An 18532-nucleotide genomic window follows, 5' to 3' on the forward strand; every position below is an offset into this window, starting at 1 on the left:
GATTACGCCACGGTACATAAAGTAACCGTGGCGTAATGGCTATCAGACCGCTTTAATATCGATGGCTTCACCCTGCATCCGTTTACGCAGGGTACGTTTCGTACGGTCGATAACATCGCCCGCCAACTGACCACAGGCAGCATCGATATCATCACCACGAGTTTTACGCACAATAGTGGTGAAACCGTAGCTCATCAGCACTTTTGAGAAACGGTCGATACGGCTGTTCGAACTGCGTCCATACGGTGCGCCAGGGAACGGGTTCCACGGGATCAGGTTGATCTTACACGGCGTATCTTTCAGTAGCTCCGCCAGTTGGTGCGCGTGTTCAGTGCCGTCGTTAACGTGGTCAAGCATCACGTATTCAATAGTGACTCGGCCCTGATTGGCGTTGGATTTCTCCAGATAACAGCGCACCGCAGCAAGGAACGTTTCGATATTGTACTTTTTGTTGATCGGCACAATTTCGTCACGAATTTCGTCGTTCGGCGCGTGCAGGGAAATTGCCAGTGCAACGTCGATCATATCGCCCAGTTTATCCAGCGCCGGAACTACACCGGAAGTGGAAAGCGTCACGCGACGTTTAGACAGGCCAAAACCGAAATCATCAAGCATGATTTCCATCGCCGGAACGACATTGTTCAGGTTGAGCAGCGGCTCGCCCATACCCATCATCACTACGTTAGTGATTGGGCGCTGACCGGTGACTTTTGCTGCGCCGACAATTTTCGCCGCACGCCACACCTGGCCGATAATTTCCGATACCCGCAGGTTGCGGTTAAAGCCCTGCTGGGCGGTGGAACAGAATTTACACTCCAGCGCACACCCCACCTGCGAAGAGACGCAGAGCGTGGCACGGTCGTCTTCCGGGATATACACCGTTTCAACGCGCTGATCGCCAACGGCGATCGCCCATTTAATGGTGCCGTCAGATGAACGCTGTTCTTCAACCACTTCCGGTGCACGGATTTCCGCCACCTCTTTCAGTTTGCCGCGCAACACTTTATTGATGTCGGTCATCTCATCAAAGTTGTCGCAGCAATAGTGATACATCCACTTCATCACCTGATCGGCGCGGAAGGGTTTTTCACCTAAATCTTTAAAAAACTCCCGCATCTGCTGACGGTTGAGATCCAGCAGGTTGATTTTTCCATCTTTCGTGGTGACGTTTTCAGGTGTGACTAATTGTTCAGACATATGCTATTCCGGCCTCGTTATTACACGTTATGGCCCCTGGAGGGTTGAAAAAAGAAACGCCCCGGTGAGCGGCTGCTCGTCCGGGGGCGCTGCATTGTACAAATTCTGGCGCACGGATGCCACGTTTGCACGCGGCATTTACGAAATTATTAACGGGTGCGCGGGCACACTTCGCCTTCGCCGAAGAAATAAGCGATTTCGCGAGCGGCAGATTCGACGGAATCAGAACCGTGGGTACCATTTTCGGTCAGGCTGTCAGCGTAATCAGCACGCAGAGTACCGGCCAGTGCGTTTGCCGGATTGGTCGCGCCCAGCAGATCGCGGTGACGCTGAACGGCGTTTTCACCCTCCAGCACGGAAACCACGATCGGGCCAGAGGTCATGAATTCAACCAGACCATCAAAGAACGGTTTTCCATCGTGTTCAGCATAAAAGCCACGAGCCTGTTCAACGGTCAGGTGCAGCATTTTGGTGCCGACAATTTTGAACCCTGCAGCTTCAAAGCGCGCAAAGATATTACCTATGACGTTTTTTGCTACCGCGTTCGGTTTGATGATGGAAAAAGTACGTTCAATAGCCATTTTTACCTCTGTAAATTGTTCTGTTGTTGTCTGTACCAGCGTACGAGATGGCGCGGATTATAATGAGCAACAGGGCCGTTGACTATTGATGAAAGTAACATTTTTTTAAAATAAACCTAGTTTAAGCAACAATCAGAGACAAAACAGACTATTGCATGACAAATTTCACTGTCGCGATTTGCCCCACCTCATCCATCACCAGCAATTGATAATCGCCTTTATCCATCAAATGCAGGGTCACGTTGCGCCCGCGTTCAGTTAACGGTTCGCCATTCAGAAACCACCAGCGTTCACCTGCCCCTCCACTTGATTGCAACGGCAAAGTCGCTTCCGCTGCGCCCGGTAAACGTTTAATAATCGCGCCATCGCGAACACCTGTCAGCTGCAGTGGGAGTTGTGCATCGTGACCGTATGGCGGGCAAATTGTCGAGGCCGGTGGTAAGCGCACAGCGCGGCGTTCTGATGCGGGCAACCAGGGTTCCAGCGGTAGCGGCCAGACATTTATCATTTCTTGTCGCGCCTGAGGGCAATCAGCGGCAACACGTTTGCCGTTTTCATCCAGCCAGATGGGGAAACGAATGCCATTAATGCCTTCCTGCTCCGGCAGTAATAGAGTTGGCGGCTGACTCCCGTCCAGCAGCCAGGTTGCCAGGCGGCGGCGACAGTTACCGTCACCTTCCGGCAAAGACTGTCCGCCCGGCCAGCAGATAACGCCACGACTTACAGAGTCAGGACGTGGGTCTTCCGGCAGATTCGCACTGCGCGACAGTAAGATATTATTAACCTGATTCAACAATGGTACGGCGCTGGCAAAGCCAAACTGACCAACAACGGGCGTGCCGTCCGGTCTGCCAGTCCAGATCCCAATGACATAGCGAGCGTTAACCCCAATCGCCCAGGCATCACGATAGCCATAGCTGGTGCCCGTTTTCCATGCCAGTGGGGCGACGCGCGGCAAGGCACCATCCGGCAAGGGTTGCGCTTCATCAGCCATAATCCGGCGAATGATCCACGCCGCCCCCGACGACATTAAAGGCCGTTCAAGCAGCGGATCGTCAGGCTGTAAGCGCAATTTGCCTGCCTTGCCATGGCGAGCAAACGCGGTATACGCTGCCGCCATATCTTCCAGTTTTGCACCAGCGCCGCCGAGAATGAGTGAAAGATTCGGCGCAGCGCCGTTGGGCAAATATAACGGCAATCCAACATTGCGTAACTTTGCCGCAAACTGTTTCGGTCCATAGGCTTCCAGCACCTGCACAGCTGGTAAATTCAGCGAGCGCACCAGCGCTTCGCTCATGCTGATCGGCCCATGAAAACCGCTGTCAAAGTTGCCAGGTCGGTAATCACCGGTACGCCGGGGGACGTCTTGCAGCAGTGATGCCGGGTGGATCAATCCTTCATCCAGCGCCAGACCGTAAACAAATGGTTTGAGCACCGATCCTGGCGATCGGATCGCATTGACCATATCAACATGACCAAAGCGTGAATCATCGTTGAGATCAACTGAACCCACCCAGCCGCGAACACGCATATCGGTATGATCAACCACGATCATCGCCAGTGAGCTGCGCGGTGGTAATCGTCCTTTCCAGTTTTGCGCCAGTTCTTCCAGACGTCGTTGAAGACCGGCATCCAGCGTAGTAACGATTTTGTCGCTTTTGCTTTTACCGAGCATCATGCGCGAAAACAGCGGTGCCAATTGCGGCATTTGTCGGGGTGCCAGCCAGATGGGTTCTTCCCTTGACTCTTTTACCTGCTCACGGGACCACACACCTTGCACGGCCATCCGTTCGAGAACTTTATTACGCGCGGCTTCGGCACGTTCCGGCCAGCGATCCGGGCGTAGTCGGCTGGGCGCTTGCGGCAACACCGCCAGCATTGCCGCCTCGGAATAGCTTAAATTCGCAGGCGATTTTCCGAGATAAGCCCAACTTGCCGCACCGATCCCCTGCAACGTACCGCCAAACGGAGCGCGGTTTAGATACAAGGTCAGAATTTCACGCTTAGACAGATGCCACTCCAGTTGCAACGCGCGCCAGAGCTGGCGAATTTTGCCGCCAAATGTTTTGGGGTGAGGATCAAGCAAACGAGCAACCTGCATAGTGAGCGTGCTGCCACCGGAAATAACCCGTCCCGAAGCAAGATCTTGCCATGCTGCGCGCGCCACCGAGAATGGATTCACCCCCGGATGCTTCCAGAACCAGCGATCTTCATAATTGATCAGCGCTTCAAGGTAACGTGGAGAAACATCTTCGATTGTTACCGGATAACGCCAGATGCCCTCAGCATCGGCGAAACGCCAGAGCGGCGTACCATCCTGCGCCACGACCACTCGTGCGGGATTGACTTCATGCAGCGGTAGAGGCCAGAGTTTATCTGCTCCCCACGCTGCAAGAAAAAGGAGAAAGGGCGCGGCTGCCAGCGTTATCCAGCAGCCGCGTTTGGTTAACAGGCGAGGCATTTACGGTCTGACAATCAGCAAATCTTCAGCCGCGCCGGTCGCCCGCCATTGGGGAACATACATTGATTCCACCATCGGTTGCGGTACCTGATACGTTCCCGGCGTTACCGCCCGCGCCAGATACACCAGCGTTACCGGTTGGTATTCATCAACGGCCACCGCCGCCACAAAGCGATCGTCACGGAACTCAATATGCTTAATACTCGCCTGCTGCATCTGGTTCAGTAAGTTCTGCACTTCGCCACCACTTTGCTCCAGGCTGGCGCTACCGTTCGCCAGGTTCTGGTTTTCCAGTTCCAGACCCGCTGGCAGTAAATCAACGACTAACGCATCCGGCACGCTGTTGCTGGCTTTTACCTGCAACCACACCAGCACCAGATCGCCGCTACGTAACGAGTCCAGCGATTTGCTCTTACCATCAGTACCAAGAATATGACGCTCGATTTGCAGCACATTGTTCGCCGGTAAAGGTGCGGATTGCGGATAACCGCTGGCATCCACACGCAGCCATAACGGCTGATCGCCACTGTTGGTCACCTGTAAGGTAGCAAGTTGATCGCTATTCAGATTACTGTTTTGCGCTTTCTCGCCTGTCAGCGGCTCAGCTGAGAAAGAGGTTTGCGCCTGCCATTTACCCGGTAAATCCTGAACCGTACGGGCAGCCAGGAACAACGCGTTACTTTCTTGGGTTGATAGCCAGCGTTCACCAAACGCCTGCTGCGAAAGCGTGTTCAGCAAAGTGTTTTGCTCATCGGGTAGCAGTTTATTTTCTTCCAGCAAGGAGAGCATCAACGCGTTGTCGCGCAGTGGACTACCGTAATCACCCAGCCATATCCGCTCATCACTATTACGCGGCGTTTTCAGCGCCAGCACAATCGCTTCTTCACCACGCGTTGCATCACCCATGGTTTTCAGCGCAACGCCAAGTTGCAGCAGCGGTAATCCAGAAGCAGCATCTGCACGATGCTCCCAGATTTCACGCAGCGCACCCAGTGGTGCCTTTTGCTGACGGGCCAACACCAGCGCAGCGTAAGACTGTACGGCGAATTTACTGGCTTTGAGATTATCCGCGTACGGGATCGACATCATGCCCGGATCTTGTAAATAGCGCAGCAGACGCTCATTTCCCCGGTTAATGGCGTCTGTCGGCACGCTGTAACCCTGCTCACCTGCGCGGACCAGGAAATCCATCACGTAAGCCGTCAGCCAGTACTCTTCGTCACCGTTTTTATCCCATAGCGCAAAGCCACCGTTATCACGTTGCATTTGCAGCAAACGGAAAATGCCGATATCGACCGATGCACGGCGTTTCTCATCACTGTCGCCTTTGATGCCCAACGCCTGTAGCTGGGTTGCGTTGGTATAAAGTGACGGGAACAGGCCGCTGGTGGTTTGCTCGAGACAGCCGTAAGGATACGCTTTTAACTCTTTGATATAACGTGCGATATTCAGCGGTGGTTTGCCGCTCAACAATAGCTGACCTTGCAGCGTAACAGGCGAGAAGTTTTGCAATCCATCCGCCGGGAGCGCCCAGGTTTCACCAGGCTGCAACGCCGTACCGTAATTAACCGTTTGTGCCGGGAACGCTGGACGGACGCCGATTTTCCACTGCTTATGCTGGTCGGCAACGGTTTCACCTGGTAACGCTAACCCACTAATGGAGGCCTGAATTTCTCCATCGCCATAACCTTGCAATGCTCGCACCGGGATAAACAGCGTAGTACGTACGCCTGGCGCTAATTCAACGGCTGCGGGTGAATCGCTGACCAGTTCAAGCAAACCACTGGCGGTCAGGGCAACGTTTAGTTTTTGCGGTTTATCGGTAAGATTAGTGATATCCAGCGTCAGGCGCGAGGTATCGCCACTCGCCATAAAACGCGGCATGTTCAGTTCAGCAATCACCGGTGCGGCAACTATCACTTTCCTTTCGTTGCTACCGAAGTCATCTGCCGTCCAGGCTTGCGCCATGACGCGCAATTCACCGTTAAAATCGCCAATCGGCAGTGTAACCGAGCCTTCACCCTGTTCGTTGAGCGTTACCGGCAGCGCCTGCTGCGCGACAATATTGACGTGATTGACCGGCGGTTTACCACCACGTTTCAGCTCATCACCATCGCCACCGAAACGCAGAGCTGCCAGACGCCCCTGACCTTCAATAACCTGACCGTAAATATCGTAAATGTCTGCGCCATAGCGTTTCTGACCAAAGAACGCCTGCCACGGATCTGGCGTGACGTAGTCAGTAATATTCAGCACACCACTATCAACGGCAGACACCAGCACATTCACCTGTTTAGGCTTCTCGCCATTTTTAGTGCTGGCTTTAATTTTCACGGTTAATGGTTGATTGGGACGCATTTTTGCTGGTGTTTCCAGCGCCAGATCGAGGCGACGGTTTTCATCGCCAAGCGGCAGATGCAACACACCAACCGCGCGTTTTGGCGTCGCGGAGCGAGATTTATCGCCAGGACGTACCACCAGCGTACTTAAATACAGATCATGACGATTCCAGGTTTTATCGACCGGAATCGTCAGATCCAGCCCTTGAGCCCGAACATCAATCTCTTGCCACCACAGCGGCCCTTCACTGGACTCGACCATCGCATAACCTTTACCCGCCGTTGGCGCGGCGATATGCAACTTAATGGTGTCGCCAGGGCGATAACTGGCTTTATCCAGTTTCAGCGTGACACGGTCGGGTCGCACTGCGCCGCTACCGTCGCTGTTGTCCTGCCAGCTATAGCCAGCCCAGAAACGAACACTACTGACCGCTTCATTCGGCGCTTTGACTTCCAGACGATAAGCGCCCCACTCTACCGGAAAACTGACCTTGCCGGTTTCGTCCGCTTTCAGATCCAGAGTTTGTTCATTTTCGATCAGATCTTTTTGATCAAACTGTGACTGCCAGCCTTCATCTTCTGACCAGTTCCAGTAGTAATCGCGGCGTTCGCGAATCAGGCGCACCTGCAAGCCCGACACGGCTTTTTTCACGCCTTGCGCATCGCTATAAACGATGTCAAAAGCGGCGTTACTGCCTTCATCAACAATGGGCTGTTTCACCGTGCTGTCAGTACGATAATCGTAAACCGATTTCGAGGCGAACTGCGGACGGATCCCCGGCAATGCATCGGCAGGCCAGATAGCCTGCTCAGCGCGGCGCGTCACCGGGCGACCGCCCGATTCCAGCAAACTACCCTGGAAAATAACCTGTAATGGGGAATGCGTTTCCTTCCACTGGCTTTCTGTAGAAACTTCGCCGCGCCCTTTATCATCCAGCGTCAACTGAACTTCATCCAGCGTGCGGGAAAGATTTTCGGCAGCTATATCGCCGAATTCAAAACCAGGTAAGGCTGACACAGCTTCACGCAGTGGGCGCAGGAAAAGTTGCCCTTGCAAAGTATTACCATTAGCAGGCGCACCGTACAGGTAGTATCCCACCACGGAGAATTTCACTTCATCTTTCGGCGTTAGCGGGGTTTTCTCACCGGTCAGATTCAGCGCCATGCGCTCTGGCATAAAATCTTCGACGTGGAAATCCCACATCCGATACTGGTTATCGCCCGTGTTAGCGCGAATATGCCACATACCGGTTGCCGCATTGCTATCGAGTGGCCAGGTAAAGTGGTAGAGGCCATTCTCCGGCTGACTAACGACGCTCCTGAGTACCTGCCCATCGGGTTTAATCACGTCTAACTTGATGGGTTGATTGGGCAACGCTTTACCGTCTGCATCACGCAGCAAACCATTGAGGATTACCGTTTCACCTGGGCGATAAAGATCGCGTGGGCCAAACATGAAAAACTGTTTGCTATAGCCTGGCGCGCCAGCAATGTTAAATTCTGCTAAGTCCAGCGCCGGAAGTTTTAAATCGAGTAGCGTTGTCTGACCGTCTTTACGCGCCAACAGTAATGCCGCGTTTTTATCATTTTCCAGCTGCACATGCCCCTGAGCGTCACTGGTTGCCTGAGTCAGAGTCTGCCCTTTCTCATTTAATAAAGAGACTTCAATTCCTTGCTGGGCCGCGCCGTTTTCCAGACTTTGGGTAAAGATATCCAGACGATTGTGATAACGGTGAGCTGAAACGCCGATATCACTTAACGTAAACAGCGTCGCGGGATTACTGTAATCGTAACGTCCAGCCTGATTCATCACAGCCAGATACACGCCCGCCTGCTGAAGCGGTTTGATATCGCCCAGCGGCAGCAATAATTTTTCACGGGTGTTACGCGCAGGATTGAGATCAAACCGTCCGGTGTAGACCAGATCCGCCATCTGCAGCAGTTTGTCTGACTGCCAGTTCGCCAGCGAATTGCGGTATTCCCATTGGCTAATGAATGCTGGCAGAGATTCTGGCTTAACGCGGAAGAAGTTAACATCGACATTATTAACGTTGAGCGCCATTACCGGCAGCCCTTCAACGACTTTGCCAGGCAGCAGCGAACCACGGCTGGCAAAACCGACGCTGGGTTGGATGTCGCGGGTAGTTATAGTTTTTTCATAATCTTTACTGAAGGTTGCGTTGTTGAGTGCTTTGACTTCCTTGCCAATAGTAACGATCAAATCACGTTTCGGTTCGAGGTGGCGTAAACGCAACTCTTTAAGATTATCTGACAGCTCCCAGGCACCATCCACTTTGCCGATTTTCTTATCGACGACATGGATAACGCGTGAGAAATCCTGATCCGGGTCGAGAGGAATGGAGAACGTCAGCACCAGCGTGGCTGCGCCATCAAGTTGAACTTCAGAGAGATCCAGCAATGTCAGCGCCTTACCGGCACTCTGTTGGGCCAGTTTTTGTCGCTCCGGCGCGGAAAGTTTTGCTGAACTCACGTTTTCTGAAGAGGCCGCTTTAGTAACTTCAGAAGGCGCATCTTTTTTCACCGCTGTTGGCGCGTTATCGTTGTTGTCGCACCCTGCCAGCGCCAGCATTAGCATGCAGGCGGCTACGCGTAACTTTTTCATTTTTCATCCCTGCCACAATGGCCCGTTAGCAACGTCGAATAATTATTATGCGTGAGAATTTACGTTATGTAATTCAGTATCACGCCCATACAATCCGAATTTTAGTGAGAATTGTGGCTCAGACAGCCAAATCAGCCTCTTTTGCTTGTCGCCTTTCACTAAACATCCGACAATTTAGCCTAACCCCGGCAAAAATGGAGATGCCTATGTCCACGACATGGTTTGTAGGAGCCGACTGGCTCGCCGAACATATTGATGACCCGGAAATTCAGATTATCGATGCCCGCATGGCGTCGCCTGGACAGGAAGATCGTAACGTTGCTCAGGAGTATCTGAATGGACATATTCCCGGCGCAGTGTTTTTTGATATAGAAGCGCTTTCTGATCACACTTCCCCGCTTCCACACATGCTGCCGCGCCCGGAAACGTTCGCCGTGGCGATGCGTGAATTAGGCGTTAACCAGGATAAGCACCTGATTGTCTATGACGAAGGTAATCTTTTCTCAGCCCCACGAGCATGGTGGATGCTGCGCACCTTTGGTGTAGAGAAAGTGTCGATTCTGGGTGGTGGACTTGCAGGCTGGCAGCGTGATGATCTGCTATTAGAAGAAGGCGCAGTAGAACTGCCGGAAGGAGAGTTTAACGCCGCGTTTAATCCTGAAGCCGTGGTGAAAGTCACCGATGTGTTATTGGCAAGCCATGAAAATACGGCGCAAATTATCGATGCCCGCCCGGCTGCACGTTTTAACGCAGAAGTTGATGAACCTCGCCCAGGTTTACGTCGCGGACATATTCCCGGTGCATTGAACGTTCCGTGGACGGAACTGGTGCGCGAAGGCGAACTAAAAACGACCGATGAACTGGATGCGATATTTTTTGGTCGCGGCGTCAGCTATGACAAACCGATTATCGTCAGCTGCGGCTCTGGTGTAACGGCAGCCGTGGTTTTGTTGGCACTCGCGACACTTGATGTGCCAAACGTGAAACTGTACGACGGCGCATGGAGTGAATGGGGCGCACGAGCAGATTTACCGGTTGAGCCCGTAAAATAAGCTTTTTACAGGCAATAAAAAACCGCCGAATTTGGCGGTTTTTTATTGCTGGTCTGGTTCGCGGCCTTTCCAGCAGGTTGTATTACTGCAAGTGTATCTCGTCTACTCAATACTCGCTTTATGCATCAACGATGTCAAGTAGATAAAAAAGGATAGATTTTGAATTCATTTGGCTTATCAGTCCGAATTCAGACAAATATAAACAAATCCCGCTTAATATTAAAATATACTAACTGGTAAAAGATATTAGTTAAACGTGTAACTTCACTTTCTTTAAACAACAAAAAACCGCCAAAATCAGGCGGTTTTTTGTTGCTGGTCCGGTTCGCGGCCTTTCCAGCAGGTTGTATTACCGTAGTAATGCAAGCGCGTCTCAGCGGAGACAATACTCGCCAGTAACCCTCTTTTTGTCAAGCAAAAGAGAGTTATTATTGTTCTGTTAGTGTATTATCCACTGCGGCCCTTTCCGCCGTCTCGCAAGCGGGCGCTGGCTTAAGGAAAGGATGTTCCGCGACCGTTAGAGCAAGCGCGTCTCAGCGCTTGCTATCGCGGCAATATCGCCAGTGGTGCTGTCGTGATGCGGTCTTCGCATGGACCGCACAATGAAGATACGGTGCTTTTGTATCGTACTTATTGTTTCTGGTGCGCTGTTAACCGAGGTAAATAATAACCGGAGTCTCTCCGGCAACAATTTACTGGTGGTTAACAAACTTCAGAGCAGCAAGTAAGCCCGAATGCCGCCCTTTGGGGCGGCATATTTTAGATTATCCGATGCTGTTTAAAGTCACGCAAAAAACCACCCCAGCGACGTTCATAGAATGGCGCAATATGTTCGGTAATAAAGTGGCTAATTCCTTTTTCCCCTTTTTTCACCTGACAAATATCGATGGGTTCATCGCCAGGTAATGTATCGGTCGCTACACTTCCCGCCGCCTGAATAATTTCTTCGATATCACCATCGGCTTCAATGCCAATAAGTAAATTAGGCTGTGCCTCTTCGTTCTCTTTAATTGAACAAATAAAAGCACGCTTCACCGGCTTAATAGTTTTAAATAAGGTGGTGAGTGAATCAATCATTTGTGCTGGTGGCTCTGCGACTTCCGATAATATCAGCGATTCACCGCCCTCCAGTACTTCCTGGCTGCTCAGCGGATTTCCTTCTTCACCAATCAACAAACTGATTTCACGCGGCATAAATTCTTTACCGGTTGGCAGTTTGGCATTAAGGAAGAGCGTTTCGCCAAGGGTCATCTCAAACAATGTGCGAACGGGCATTACGACAAATGCCTGTTCGTCTTCAACCACCTGTTGAAGTGCTTCTAACGAGGTGAAAAAAGGAATGACGCTGGTGCCGTCTTCTTTTTCCCAGTGCTGTAAATCAAGCGCGCTATCTTCAACCACAGCCTCGCCCTGCGCCGCCGTACCAGGCACCCAGACGGTGGATTCCAGTAGAGTACGGAAAAAGGCCGGGCGGTGCGCCGGTTCGGTTGCTGCTTTTTCCAGCAGGTCTTCAAGTTCATTTTTTGTTTCGGACATAAGAACCACAATTCATTCAACGTTCGGGGCACAAGTACCTGATACGCCACGCTTATCAGGCCTACAAGGGAGTCGCAATCTATTGGATTTTCGCAATTTGTAGGCCGGATAAGGCGTTTACGCCGCATCCGGCATATTAGTTTACGCCGTTAACAGATTAGCAATCGTGCGCACACCAAGTCCCGTAGCACCCGCAGACCACTGTTCAACCGGCGCTTTACGGTAAGTCGCCGAGCAGTCGATATGCAGCCAGCCTTGCTGATAGTTCTCAACAAAGTGCGACAGGAAGCCCGCCGCCGTGCTCGCGCCTGCCGGGTACGCCGCGCTTCCGGTATTGTTCAGTTCGGCAAAGTTAGACGGCAGCTGGCTGCGGTGGAACTCCGCCAGCGGCAGACGCCAGAACGGTTCATTCTCCTGCGCGGCACTCGCCAGCAAGCGACCGGCAAGCGCATCGTCAAAACTGAACAGCGCGTGATAATCATTACCCAGCGCAGTTTTCGCCGCCCCGGTGAGGGTCGCCGCATCAATGATCAGTTCCGGTTTCTGCGCACTGGCATCAATCAGGCCATCGGCCAGCACCAGACGCCCTTCGGCATCAGTGTTCATCACTTCAACTTTTTTACCGTTGCGATAGGTAATAATATCGCCCAGTTTGAACGCGTTGCCGCTGATCAGGTTATCCGCACAGCAGAGGAACAGCTTCACGCGCTTGTTCAGTCCGCGCGTAATGGCAAACGCCAGCGCCCCGGTAACCGTTGCCGCGCCGCCCATGTCCGACTTCATCGAGTCCATAAATGCGGTCTGTTTGATACTGTAGCCGCCGGAATCAAAGGTGATGCCTTTACCAACCAGGCACGCGTACACTGGCGCTTCTTTATCGCCAGTCGGGTTGTAATCCAGCGCCAGCAATACCGGAGAACGTTCTGAACCGCGTCCGACCGTGTGCAGCCCCATATAACCTTGATCACGCAGATCTTCGCCTTTGGTGATCCGGTAAGTCACACGATCGCCCGCGACATTGCTGATCAGATCAACAGCACGCTGTGCCAGTTGCGATGGCCCCAGTTCTTCCGCCGGTGCGTTGATGGTGTCACGCACCCAGTCGATGATCATCAGGCGGTTATCCAGTTCCTGCCGTTGGGCATCGTCCAGATCCGGCCACTCCACTTTACGTGTGCCTTTCGGGGCTTTGTAACCTTGCCAGAATGCCCAGCAGCGATCCGCATCCCAGTCTTCACCGCTTAACTGAACATGCTTGATGCCCAGACCGTCAATCTTGCGCGCCGCACGCTGGATCAGCCCCAGATCGTCTGCCCCGTTCAAATGCAGGGTAATGCCATCATTATTAATGCTGTAAGTCGCTTTTTCTCCCCAGCGCGCGTCGGCAGGTTGGGTAGAGAGGGTAATCTTCATCGCTTCTGTCATTTTAGTTATCCTTCTTTGTAAAAGGGCCGCCAGTTGGCAGCCCCAGGATTTTTCCGCTAAATGATTCGCGTTGCAGGACAAAACGCATTGCGTTTTGAACAGCGCTTGCGCTGGCCCCGGAGGGGTGAGGCCAAAAGGCCGAATCACGCGGCAAGTGAGTGAAGCCCCAGGAGCATAGATAACTATGTGACTGGGGTGAACGAGCGCAGCCAACGCATCTGCGGCGTGAAGCATGACGCGGAAATCACTCGGCTTCGTCCAGCCAGACTAACAAAATCGCTTCGAGGATTTTTTCGTTGGATGCCTGCGGGTCGTCGTCGAAATCTTCCAGATCGCAAATCCACTGATGCATATCGGTGAATCGAACCGTTTTCGGATCAAGATCGGGATACGCATCGTACAGTGCTTCGCCAATTTCGCGACTATCGGTCCACTTAAGTCCCATACTAACCTCTGTTAATGCTCACGCGCATGGTTGATAGTGTAACGCGGGATTTCGACCACTAAATCTTCGTCGGTAACGCGCGCCTGGCAGCTTAAACGGCTTTCCGGCTCCAGTCCCCAGGCTTTGTCCAGCATGTCGTCTTCCTGCTCTGAGCTTTCCGGCAGCGAGTCAAAACCTTCGCGAACGATGCAGTGGCAGGTGGTGCAAGCACAGGATTTTTCACAGGCGTGTTCAATCTCGATACCGTTACGCAGCGCAACGTCGAGAATGGTTTCACCACTATTCGCTTCCAGAACAGCGCCATCAGGGCAGAGATCCTGATGAGGCAAAATAACAATCTTTGGCATATTAAACCTCGTCCACGGAATGGCCTTTCAGCGCACGACGAACCGACTGGTCCATGCGGCGAGCGGCGAAATCCTGGGTTTGTTTGTCTACGTTTTTAATCGCTTGTTCGATAGCGTCAACATCATCGCCCTGCGCCACTTCACTCAGGTGAGCGGCAGCATCGTCAATGACCTGACGCTCTGCGGTGCTTAACAGCGCGGCATCAGCAGCCAGCGCGCCGTGCAAACTTTCCAGCACACGCGCCGCTTCTACTTTTTGTTCTGCCAGCATACGGGCTTTTACGTCCTGCTCGGCATAGCTCATTGAGTCTTTAATCATCGAGGCGATTTCGCTGTCGGTCAGACCGTAGGACGGTTTGACCTGAATAGATGCCTCAACGCCGGTGGATTTCTCCATCGCCGTCACGCTCAAAAGACCGTCGGCATCGACCTGGAACGTCACGCGAATATGCGCGCCGCCAGCCGGTAGCGCCGGAATACCACGCAGCGCAAAACGCGCCAGCGAGCGGCAGTCCTGCACCAGTTCGCGCTCACCCTGCATTACATGGATAGACATCGCCGTCTGACCATCTTTAAAGGTGGTGAAATCCTGAGCGCGCGCCACCGGAATAGTGGTATTACGCGGAATCACTTTCTCCACTAGGCCGCCCATCGTTTCGAGGCCCAGCGACAGCGGGATCACATCCAGCAACAGCATTTCGCTGTCCGGCTTGTTACCCACCAGAATATCCGCCTGAATCGCCGCGCCAATAGCGACGACTTTATCCGGGTCGATAGAAGTCAGCGGTGGACGACCGAAAAATTCGCCTACTCGTTCACGCACCAGCGGCACGCGAGTAGAACCGCCAACCATCACCACTTCCATCACTTCATCAGCCTCAACGCCAGCGTCTTTCAGCACACGACGACAAGCCAGTAAGGTTCGTTTTACCAGTGGCGCGATCAGTTCGTTGAATTGTTCACGGCTGATTTCGCCCTGCCAGCCCGCAACGTTAACGGTCACGGAGTCCGCATCGCTCAGCGCGATTTTGGCCGCAATGGCAGCATCCAGCAGTTCACGCTGAACGCGGTTATCGCTACGATCAGGAATGCCCGCCTGCTCGCGAATGTAATCCGCCAGCAGATGGTCGAAATCATCGCCGCCGAGCGCGGAATCACCGCCGGTCGCCAGCACTTCGAACACGCCGCGACTTAAGCGCAGAATGGAAATATCAAACGTCCCGCCACCGAGGTCATAAACGGCGATCACGCCTTCCTGACCGGAATCCAGCCCGTAGGCGATAGCCGCAGCGGTCGGTTCGTTAAGTAAGCGCAGGACGTGAAGGCCCGCCAGACGCGCCGCGTCTTTGGTGCCCTGACGCTGGGCATCGTCAAAGTACGCCGGAACGGTGATAACTACACCATCCAGCTCGCCTGCCAGGGCTTCAGTTGCCCGCGCCGCCAGTGCTTTGAGGATGTCCGCAGAAACGCGCACCGGGTTCAGCAGCCCCGCCGCCGTTTCAATCATCGGCAGGCCGTTTTCGCTGGCCTGGAATTGATAAGGCAGATGCGGATAGCGTTGCTGGATATCAGCCAGCGAGCGCCCCATCAGGCGTTTAACAGAACTAATGGTGTTGGCGGTGTCAAGCGCTGCGTTAGTACGCGCGTCATAACCCACCGAATGCCCTTGCTGTTGATAGTGAACAACAGACGGCAGCAGGTGACGGCCTTCATGGTCGGCTAACGTTTCGGCCTGACCGCTGCGCACTGTCGCCACCAGCGAGTTGGTTGTGCCCAGGTCAATACCGGCCGCCAGACGACGCTGATGCGGCGCAGCACTCAAACCAGGTTCACTAATTTGTAATAAGGCCATGTTTAGCTTCCAGAAATTAAAAATCGAGCAGTTTTTCTTCGAGTTGTTCGGCACTGCTTCGCAGTTTATCGAGAAAACGCAGCTTACGCACGGTATCCGCCGCCGCGTCCCACGTCTCGTTGTCTAACTGTTCAACCATCAACTGATGGCGGGTATCAAACATCTTTTTCACACGTTTGATAAAGCTTTCCAGCCGCGCTTCATCTTTCGCCTGTTCGATCTCGTCCAGTTCTTCGCGCAGTTCCAGCTGTTCCATCAGGAACGCGGTGTCGCGCACAGTATGCTGCTCGCTGGCGAGATCAAAACCGTGCAAAGAAAGCAAATATTCCGCGCGCATTAACGGATGACGCAGCGTTTGCCAGGCCTGGTTAATGGTTGCAGATTGCTGTACGGCGGCGAGTTGTTCCGCCTGGCTTCCGCTGGCGAATTTATCAGGATGATACTGACGTTGTAGATCCTGAAAACGCAGGCTCAGCGCCTGGGTATCGAGTTGATAACGGGCAGGCAAGCCAAAGAGGGTGAAGTAATCCATAACATTCTCAGGGCTGCGATCCGCCGCGATAACGGCGAATCAGGTAAAACAAACCCCACGCGCAGGCGACCACGGTGGGGTTATCGGTATGCGCATCAAACGTGGAAGCTTTCGCCGCAACCACACTCATCTTTGACGTTCGGGTTGGTGAATTTAAACCCTTCGTTCAGGCCTTCTTTTACGAAGTCCAGCTGCGTACCGTCCAGAAATTGCAGGCTTTTGCCATCGACCACGACTTTCACGCCTTTGTCTTCAAACACGATGTCTTCCGGCGTCGGTTCGTCAACAAATTCCAGTACATAAGCCATACCTGAACATCCGGAGGTTCTCACGCCCAGACGCAGGCCAAACCCTTTGCCGCGGTTAGCCAGAAAGGTATTTACTCGCGCTGCTGCACTGTCGCTCAGTGTAATCGACATAACCAAACCTCAACTCTTATTTTGCTTCACGTTTGCTTTTATAGTCCGCAATGGCGGCTTTGATCGCGTCTTCTGCCAGAATAGAACAGTGAATTTTCACCGGCGGCAGTTCAAGTTCTTCAGCAATATCGGTGTTTTTGATCGCCTGCGCTTCGTCGAGAGACTTCCCTTTCACCCATTCGGTGACCAGGGAGCTGGAAGCGATAGCAGAACCGCAGCCGTAAGTTTTAAAACGCGCGTCTTCAATGATACCTTCATCGTTGACTTTAATCTGCAACTTCATCACGTCGCCACAGGCCGGTGCACCCACCATGCCGCTGCCGACGTTCTCGTCGTTGTTGTCAAAGGAACCCACGTTACGCGGATTCTCGTAATGGTCGATAACTTTTTCGCTGTAAGCCATTATAAATTCTCCTGATTCCGATACCGATTAATGATGTGCCCATTCGATGCTGTTCAGATCCACGCCCTGCTTGTACATTTCCCACAGCGGAGAAAGGTCACGCAGACGACCGATGGATTTACGAACTAACTCGATGGTGTAGTCGATCTCTTCTTCAGTAGTAAAACGACCTAAAGAGAAACGGATAGAGCTATGTGCCAGCTCGTCGTTCAGCCCCAGCGCGCGCAGCACGTAGGACGGTTCGAGGCTTGCTGACGTACAGGCGGAACCTGAAGAAACCGCGAGGTCTTTCAGCGCCATAATCAGCGACTCACCTTCAACGTAGTTGAAGCTGACGTTGAGAATGTTCGGCGCGCCGTGTTCCAGGTCACCGTTCAGGTAAACTTCTTCGATATCTTTGATGCCGTTCCACAGACGGTTACGCAGGCCGCGCAGACGTTCCATCTCGGTCGCCATCTCTTCTTTTGCGATGCGATAGGCTTCGCCCATACCAACGATCTGGTGAACAGGCAGAGTGCCGGAACGCATACCGCGCTCGTGACCGCCGCCGTGCATTTGCGCTTCGATGCGTACGCGCGGTTTACGACGCACATACAGCGCACCGATACCTTTCGGGCCATAGATTTTGTGACCGGAGAATGACATCAGGTCAACTTTCAACTGGCTCAGGTCGATAGGCAGTTTGCCCACGCTCTGGGTTGCATCAACGTGATAGATAATGCCGCGAGCACGGCACATTTCGCCGATAGCCGCGATATCCTGCACCACGCCGATTTCGTTATTTACGTGCATGATGGAAACGAGGATGGTGTCGTCACGCATCGCTGCTTCCAGTTCTTTCAGGTCGATAATGCCATTACGCTGCGGTGCCAGGTAGGTGACTTCGAAACCTTCGCGCTCCAGCTGACGGCAGGTATCCAGTACCGCTTTGTGTTCGGTTTTACTGGTGATGATGTGCTTGCCTTTTTTCTGATAAAAGTTGGCTGCACCTTTGATCGCCAGGTTGTCAGATTCGGTTGCACCAGAGGTAAAGACGATTTCACGCGGGTCAGCGCCGACCAGATCGGCAATCTGATTACGGGCGATATCTACCGCTTCTTCAGCCTGCCAGCCGAAACGGTGAGAACGGGAGGCCGGGTTACCAAAGGTTCCGTCCATCGTCATAAACTGCATCATTTTCTCGGCAACACGCGGGTCCACCGGCGTGGTTGCGGAGTAGTCGAGATAAATCGGTAATTTCATTGCTCTATAAACTCCGTACATCACTCAATGCAAGGAACCAGGCTACCGGCTGGATGTACGACCGTGTTTACGGAGCGC

General features: G+C 53.0%; 15 protein-coding genes. 2 read left to right on the forward strand and 13 right to left on the reverse strand.

What is annotated here, in order from left to right:
• Positions 1-42: 42 nt before the first annotated feature.
• The 4 genes from G434_RS15955 to yfhM all read right to left on the reverse strand — a co-directional run bounded on the left by G434_RS15955 (position 43) and on the right by yfhM (position 9201).
• Positions 43-1197 (reverse strand): dual-specificity RNA methyltransferase RlmN, encoded by a 1155-nt coding sequence (locus tag G434_RS15955; RefSeq protein WP_000003312.1) that lies wholly within the window; start codon positions 1195-1197, stop codon positions 43-45.
• 149 nt (positions 1198-1346) lie between these two features.
• On the reverse strand, positions 1347-1778 hold the full coding sequence (gene ndk, locus G434_RS15950) for a nucleoside-diphosphate kinase (RefSeq protein WP_000963837.1): 432 nt from the start codon (positions 1776-1778) through the stop codon (positions 1347-1349).
• A 148-nt stretch (positions 1779-1926) separates the two neighbouring features.
• Complete coding sequence (pbpC, locus tag G434_RS15945) at positions 1927-4239, reverse strand: peptidoglycan glycosyltransferase PbpC (protein ID WP_001137700.1); 2313 nt, start codon at positions 4237-4239, stop codon at positions 1927-1929.
• The gene (gene yfhM / locus G434_RS15940) at positions 4240-9201 is read right to left on the reverse strand and encodes an alpha2-macroglobulin (protein WP_000736345.1); all 4962 of its coding nucleotides are present in this window, start codon (positions 9199-9201) and stop codon (positions 4240-4242) included. It abuts the gene before it with no gap.
• A gap of 206 nt (positions 9202-9407) precedes the next feature.
• On the opposite strand from yfhM, the gene sseA reads away from it, so the two are divergent.
• Both sseA and timP read left to right on the forward strand, forming a co-directional pair.
• Complete coding sequence (sseA, locus tag G434_RS15935) at positions 9408-10253, forward strand: 3-mercaptopyruvate sulfurtransferase (protein ID WP_000108626.1); 846 nt, start codon at positions 9408-9410, stop codon at positions 10251-10253.
• Between the two features lie 602 nt (positions 10254-10855).
• A complete protein-coding gene (gene timP, locus G434_RS30710; RefSeq protein WP_242880333.1) occupies positions 10856-10981 on the forward strand; it encodes a small toxic inner membrane protein TimP in 126 nt (41 codons plus the stop codon).
• Positions 10982-11012: 31 nt separating this feature from the next.
• Here the strand turns inward: timP and sseB are convergent, their stop codons facing one another.
• The 9 genes from sseB to iscS all read right to left on the reverse strand — a co-directional run bounded on the left by sseB (position 11013) and on the right by iscS (position 18454).
• Positions 11013-11789: an enhanced serine sensitivity protein SseB gene (sseB, locus tag G434_RS15930; protein ID WP_001306288.1), complete on the reverse strand. Its 777-nt coding sequence runs from the start codon at positions 11787-11789 to the stop codon at positions 11013-11015.
• Between the two features lie 141 nt (positions 11790-11930).
• Positions 11931-13214 (reverse strand): aminopeptidase PepB, encoded by a 1284-nt coding sequence (gene pepB, locus G434_RS15925; RefSeq protein WP_000133560.1) that lies wholly within the window; start codon positions 13212-13214, stop codon positions 11931-11933.
• Positions 13215-13458: 244 nt separating this feature from the next.
• Positions 13459-13659: a Fe-S cluster assembly protein IscX gene (gene iscX, locus G434_RS15920; protein WP_000523616.1), complete on the reverse strand. Its 201-nt coding sequence runs from the start codon at positions 13657-13659 to the stop codon at positions 13459-13461.
• A gap of 11 nt (positions 13660-13670) precedes the next feature.
• Positions 13671-14006: an ISC system 2Fe-2S type ferredoxin gene (fdx, locus tag G434_RS15915; protein ID WP_001124471.1), complete on the reverse strand. Its 336-nt coding sequence runs from the start codon at positions 14004-14006 to the stop codon at positions 13671-13673.
• A 1-nt stretch (position 14007) separates the two neighbouring features.
• Positions 14008-15858, reverse strand: coding sequence for a Fe-S protein assembly chaperone HscA (gene hscA, locus G434_RS15910; protein ID WP_001196624.1), 1851 nt, complete (start codon positions 15856-15858; stop codon positions 14008-14010).
• A gap of 16 nt (positions 15859-15874) precedes the next feature.
• Positions 15875-16390 carry a co-chaperone HscB gene (gene hscB, locus G434_RS15905; protein WP_000384413.1) on the reverse strand — a complete coding sequence of 172 codons (516 nt, stop codon included), beginning with the start codon at positions 16388-16390 and terminating at the stop codon, positions 15875-15877.
• A gap of 95 nt (positions 16391-16485) precedes the next feature.
• Positions 16486-16809 carry an iron-sulfur cluster assembly protein IscA gene (gene iscA / locus G434_RS15900; protein WP_000028953.1) on the reverse strand — a complete coding sequence of 108 codons (324 nt, stop codon included), beginning with the start codon at positions 16807-16809 and terminating at the stop codon, positions 16486-16488.
• Between the two features lie 16 nt (positions 16810-16825).
• Positions 16826-17212, reverse strand: coding sequence for a Fe-S cluster assembly scaffold IscU (gene iscU / locus G434_RS15895; RefSeq protein WP_000331707.1), 387 nt, complete (start codon positions 17210-17212; stop codon positions 16826-16828).
• 27 nt (positions 17213-17239) lie between these two features.
• A complete protein-coding gene (iscS, locus tag G434_RS15890) occupies positions 17240-18454 on the reverse strand; it encodes a cysteine desulfurase (protein ID WP_001295373.1) in 1215 nt (404 codons plus the stop codon).
• Positions 18455-18532 lie beyond the last annotated feature (78 nt).

Source organism: Escherichia sp. KTE172 (assembly GCF_000408845.1).
GTDB lineage: Bacteria > Pseudomonadota > Gammaproteobacteria > Enterobacterales > Enterobacteriaceae > Escherichia > Escherichia coli.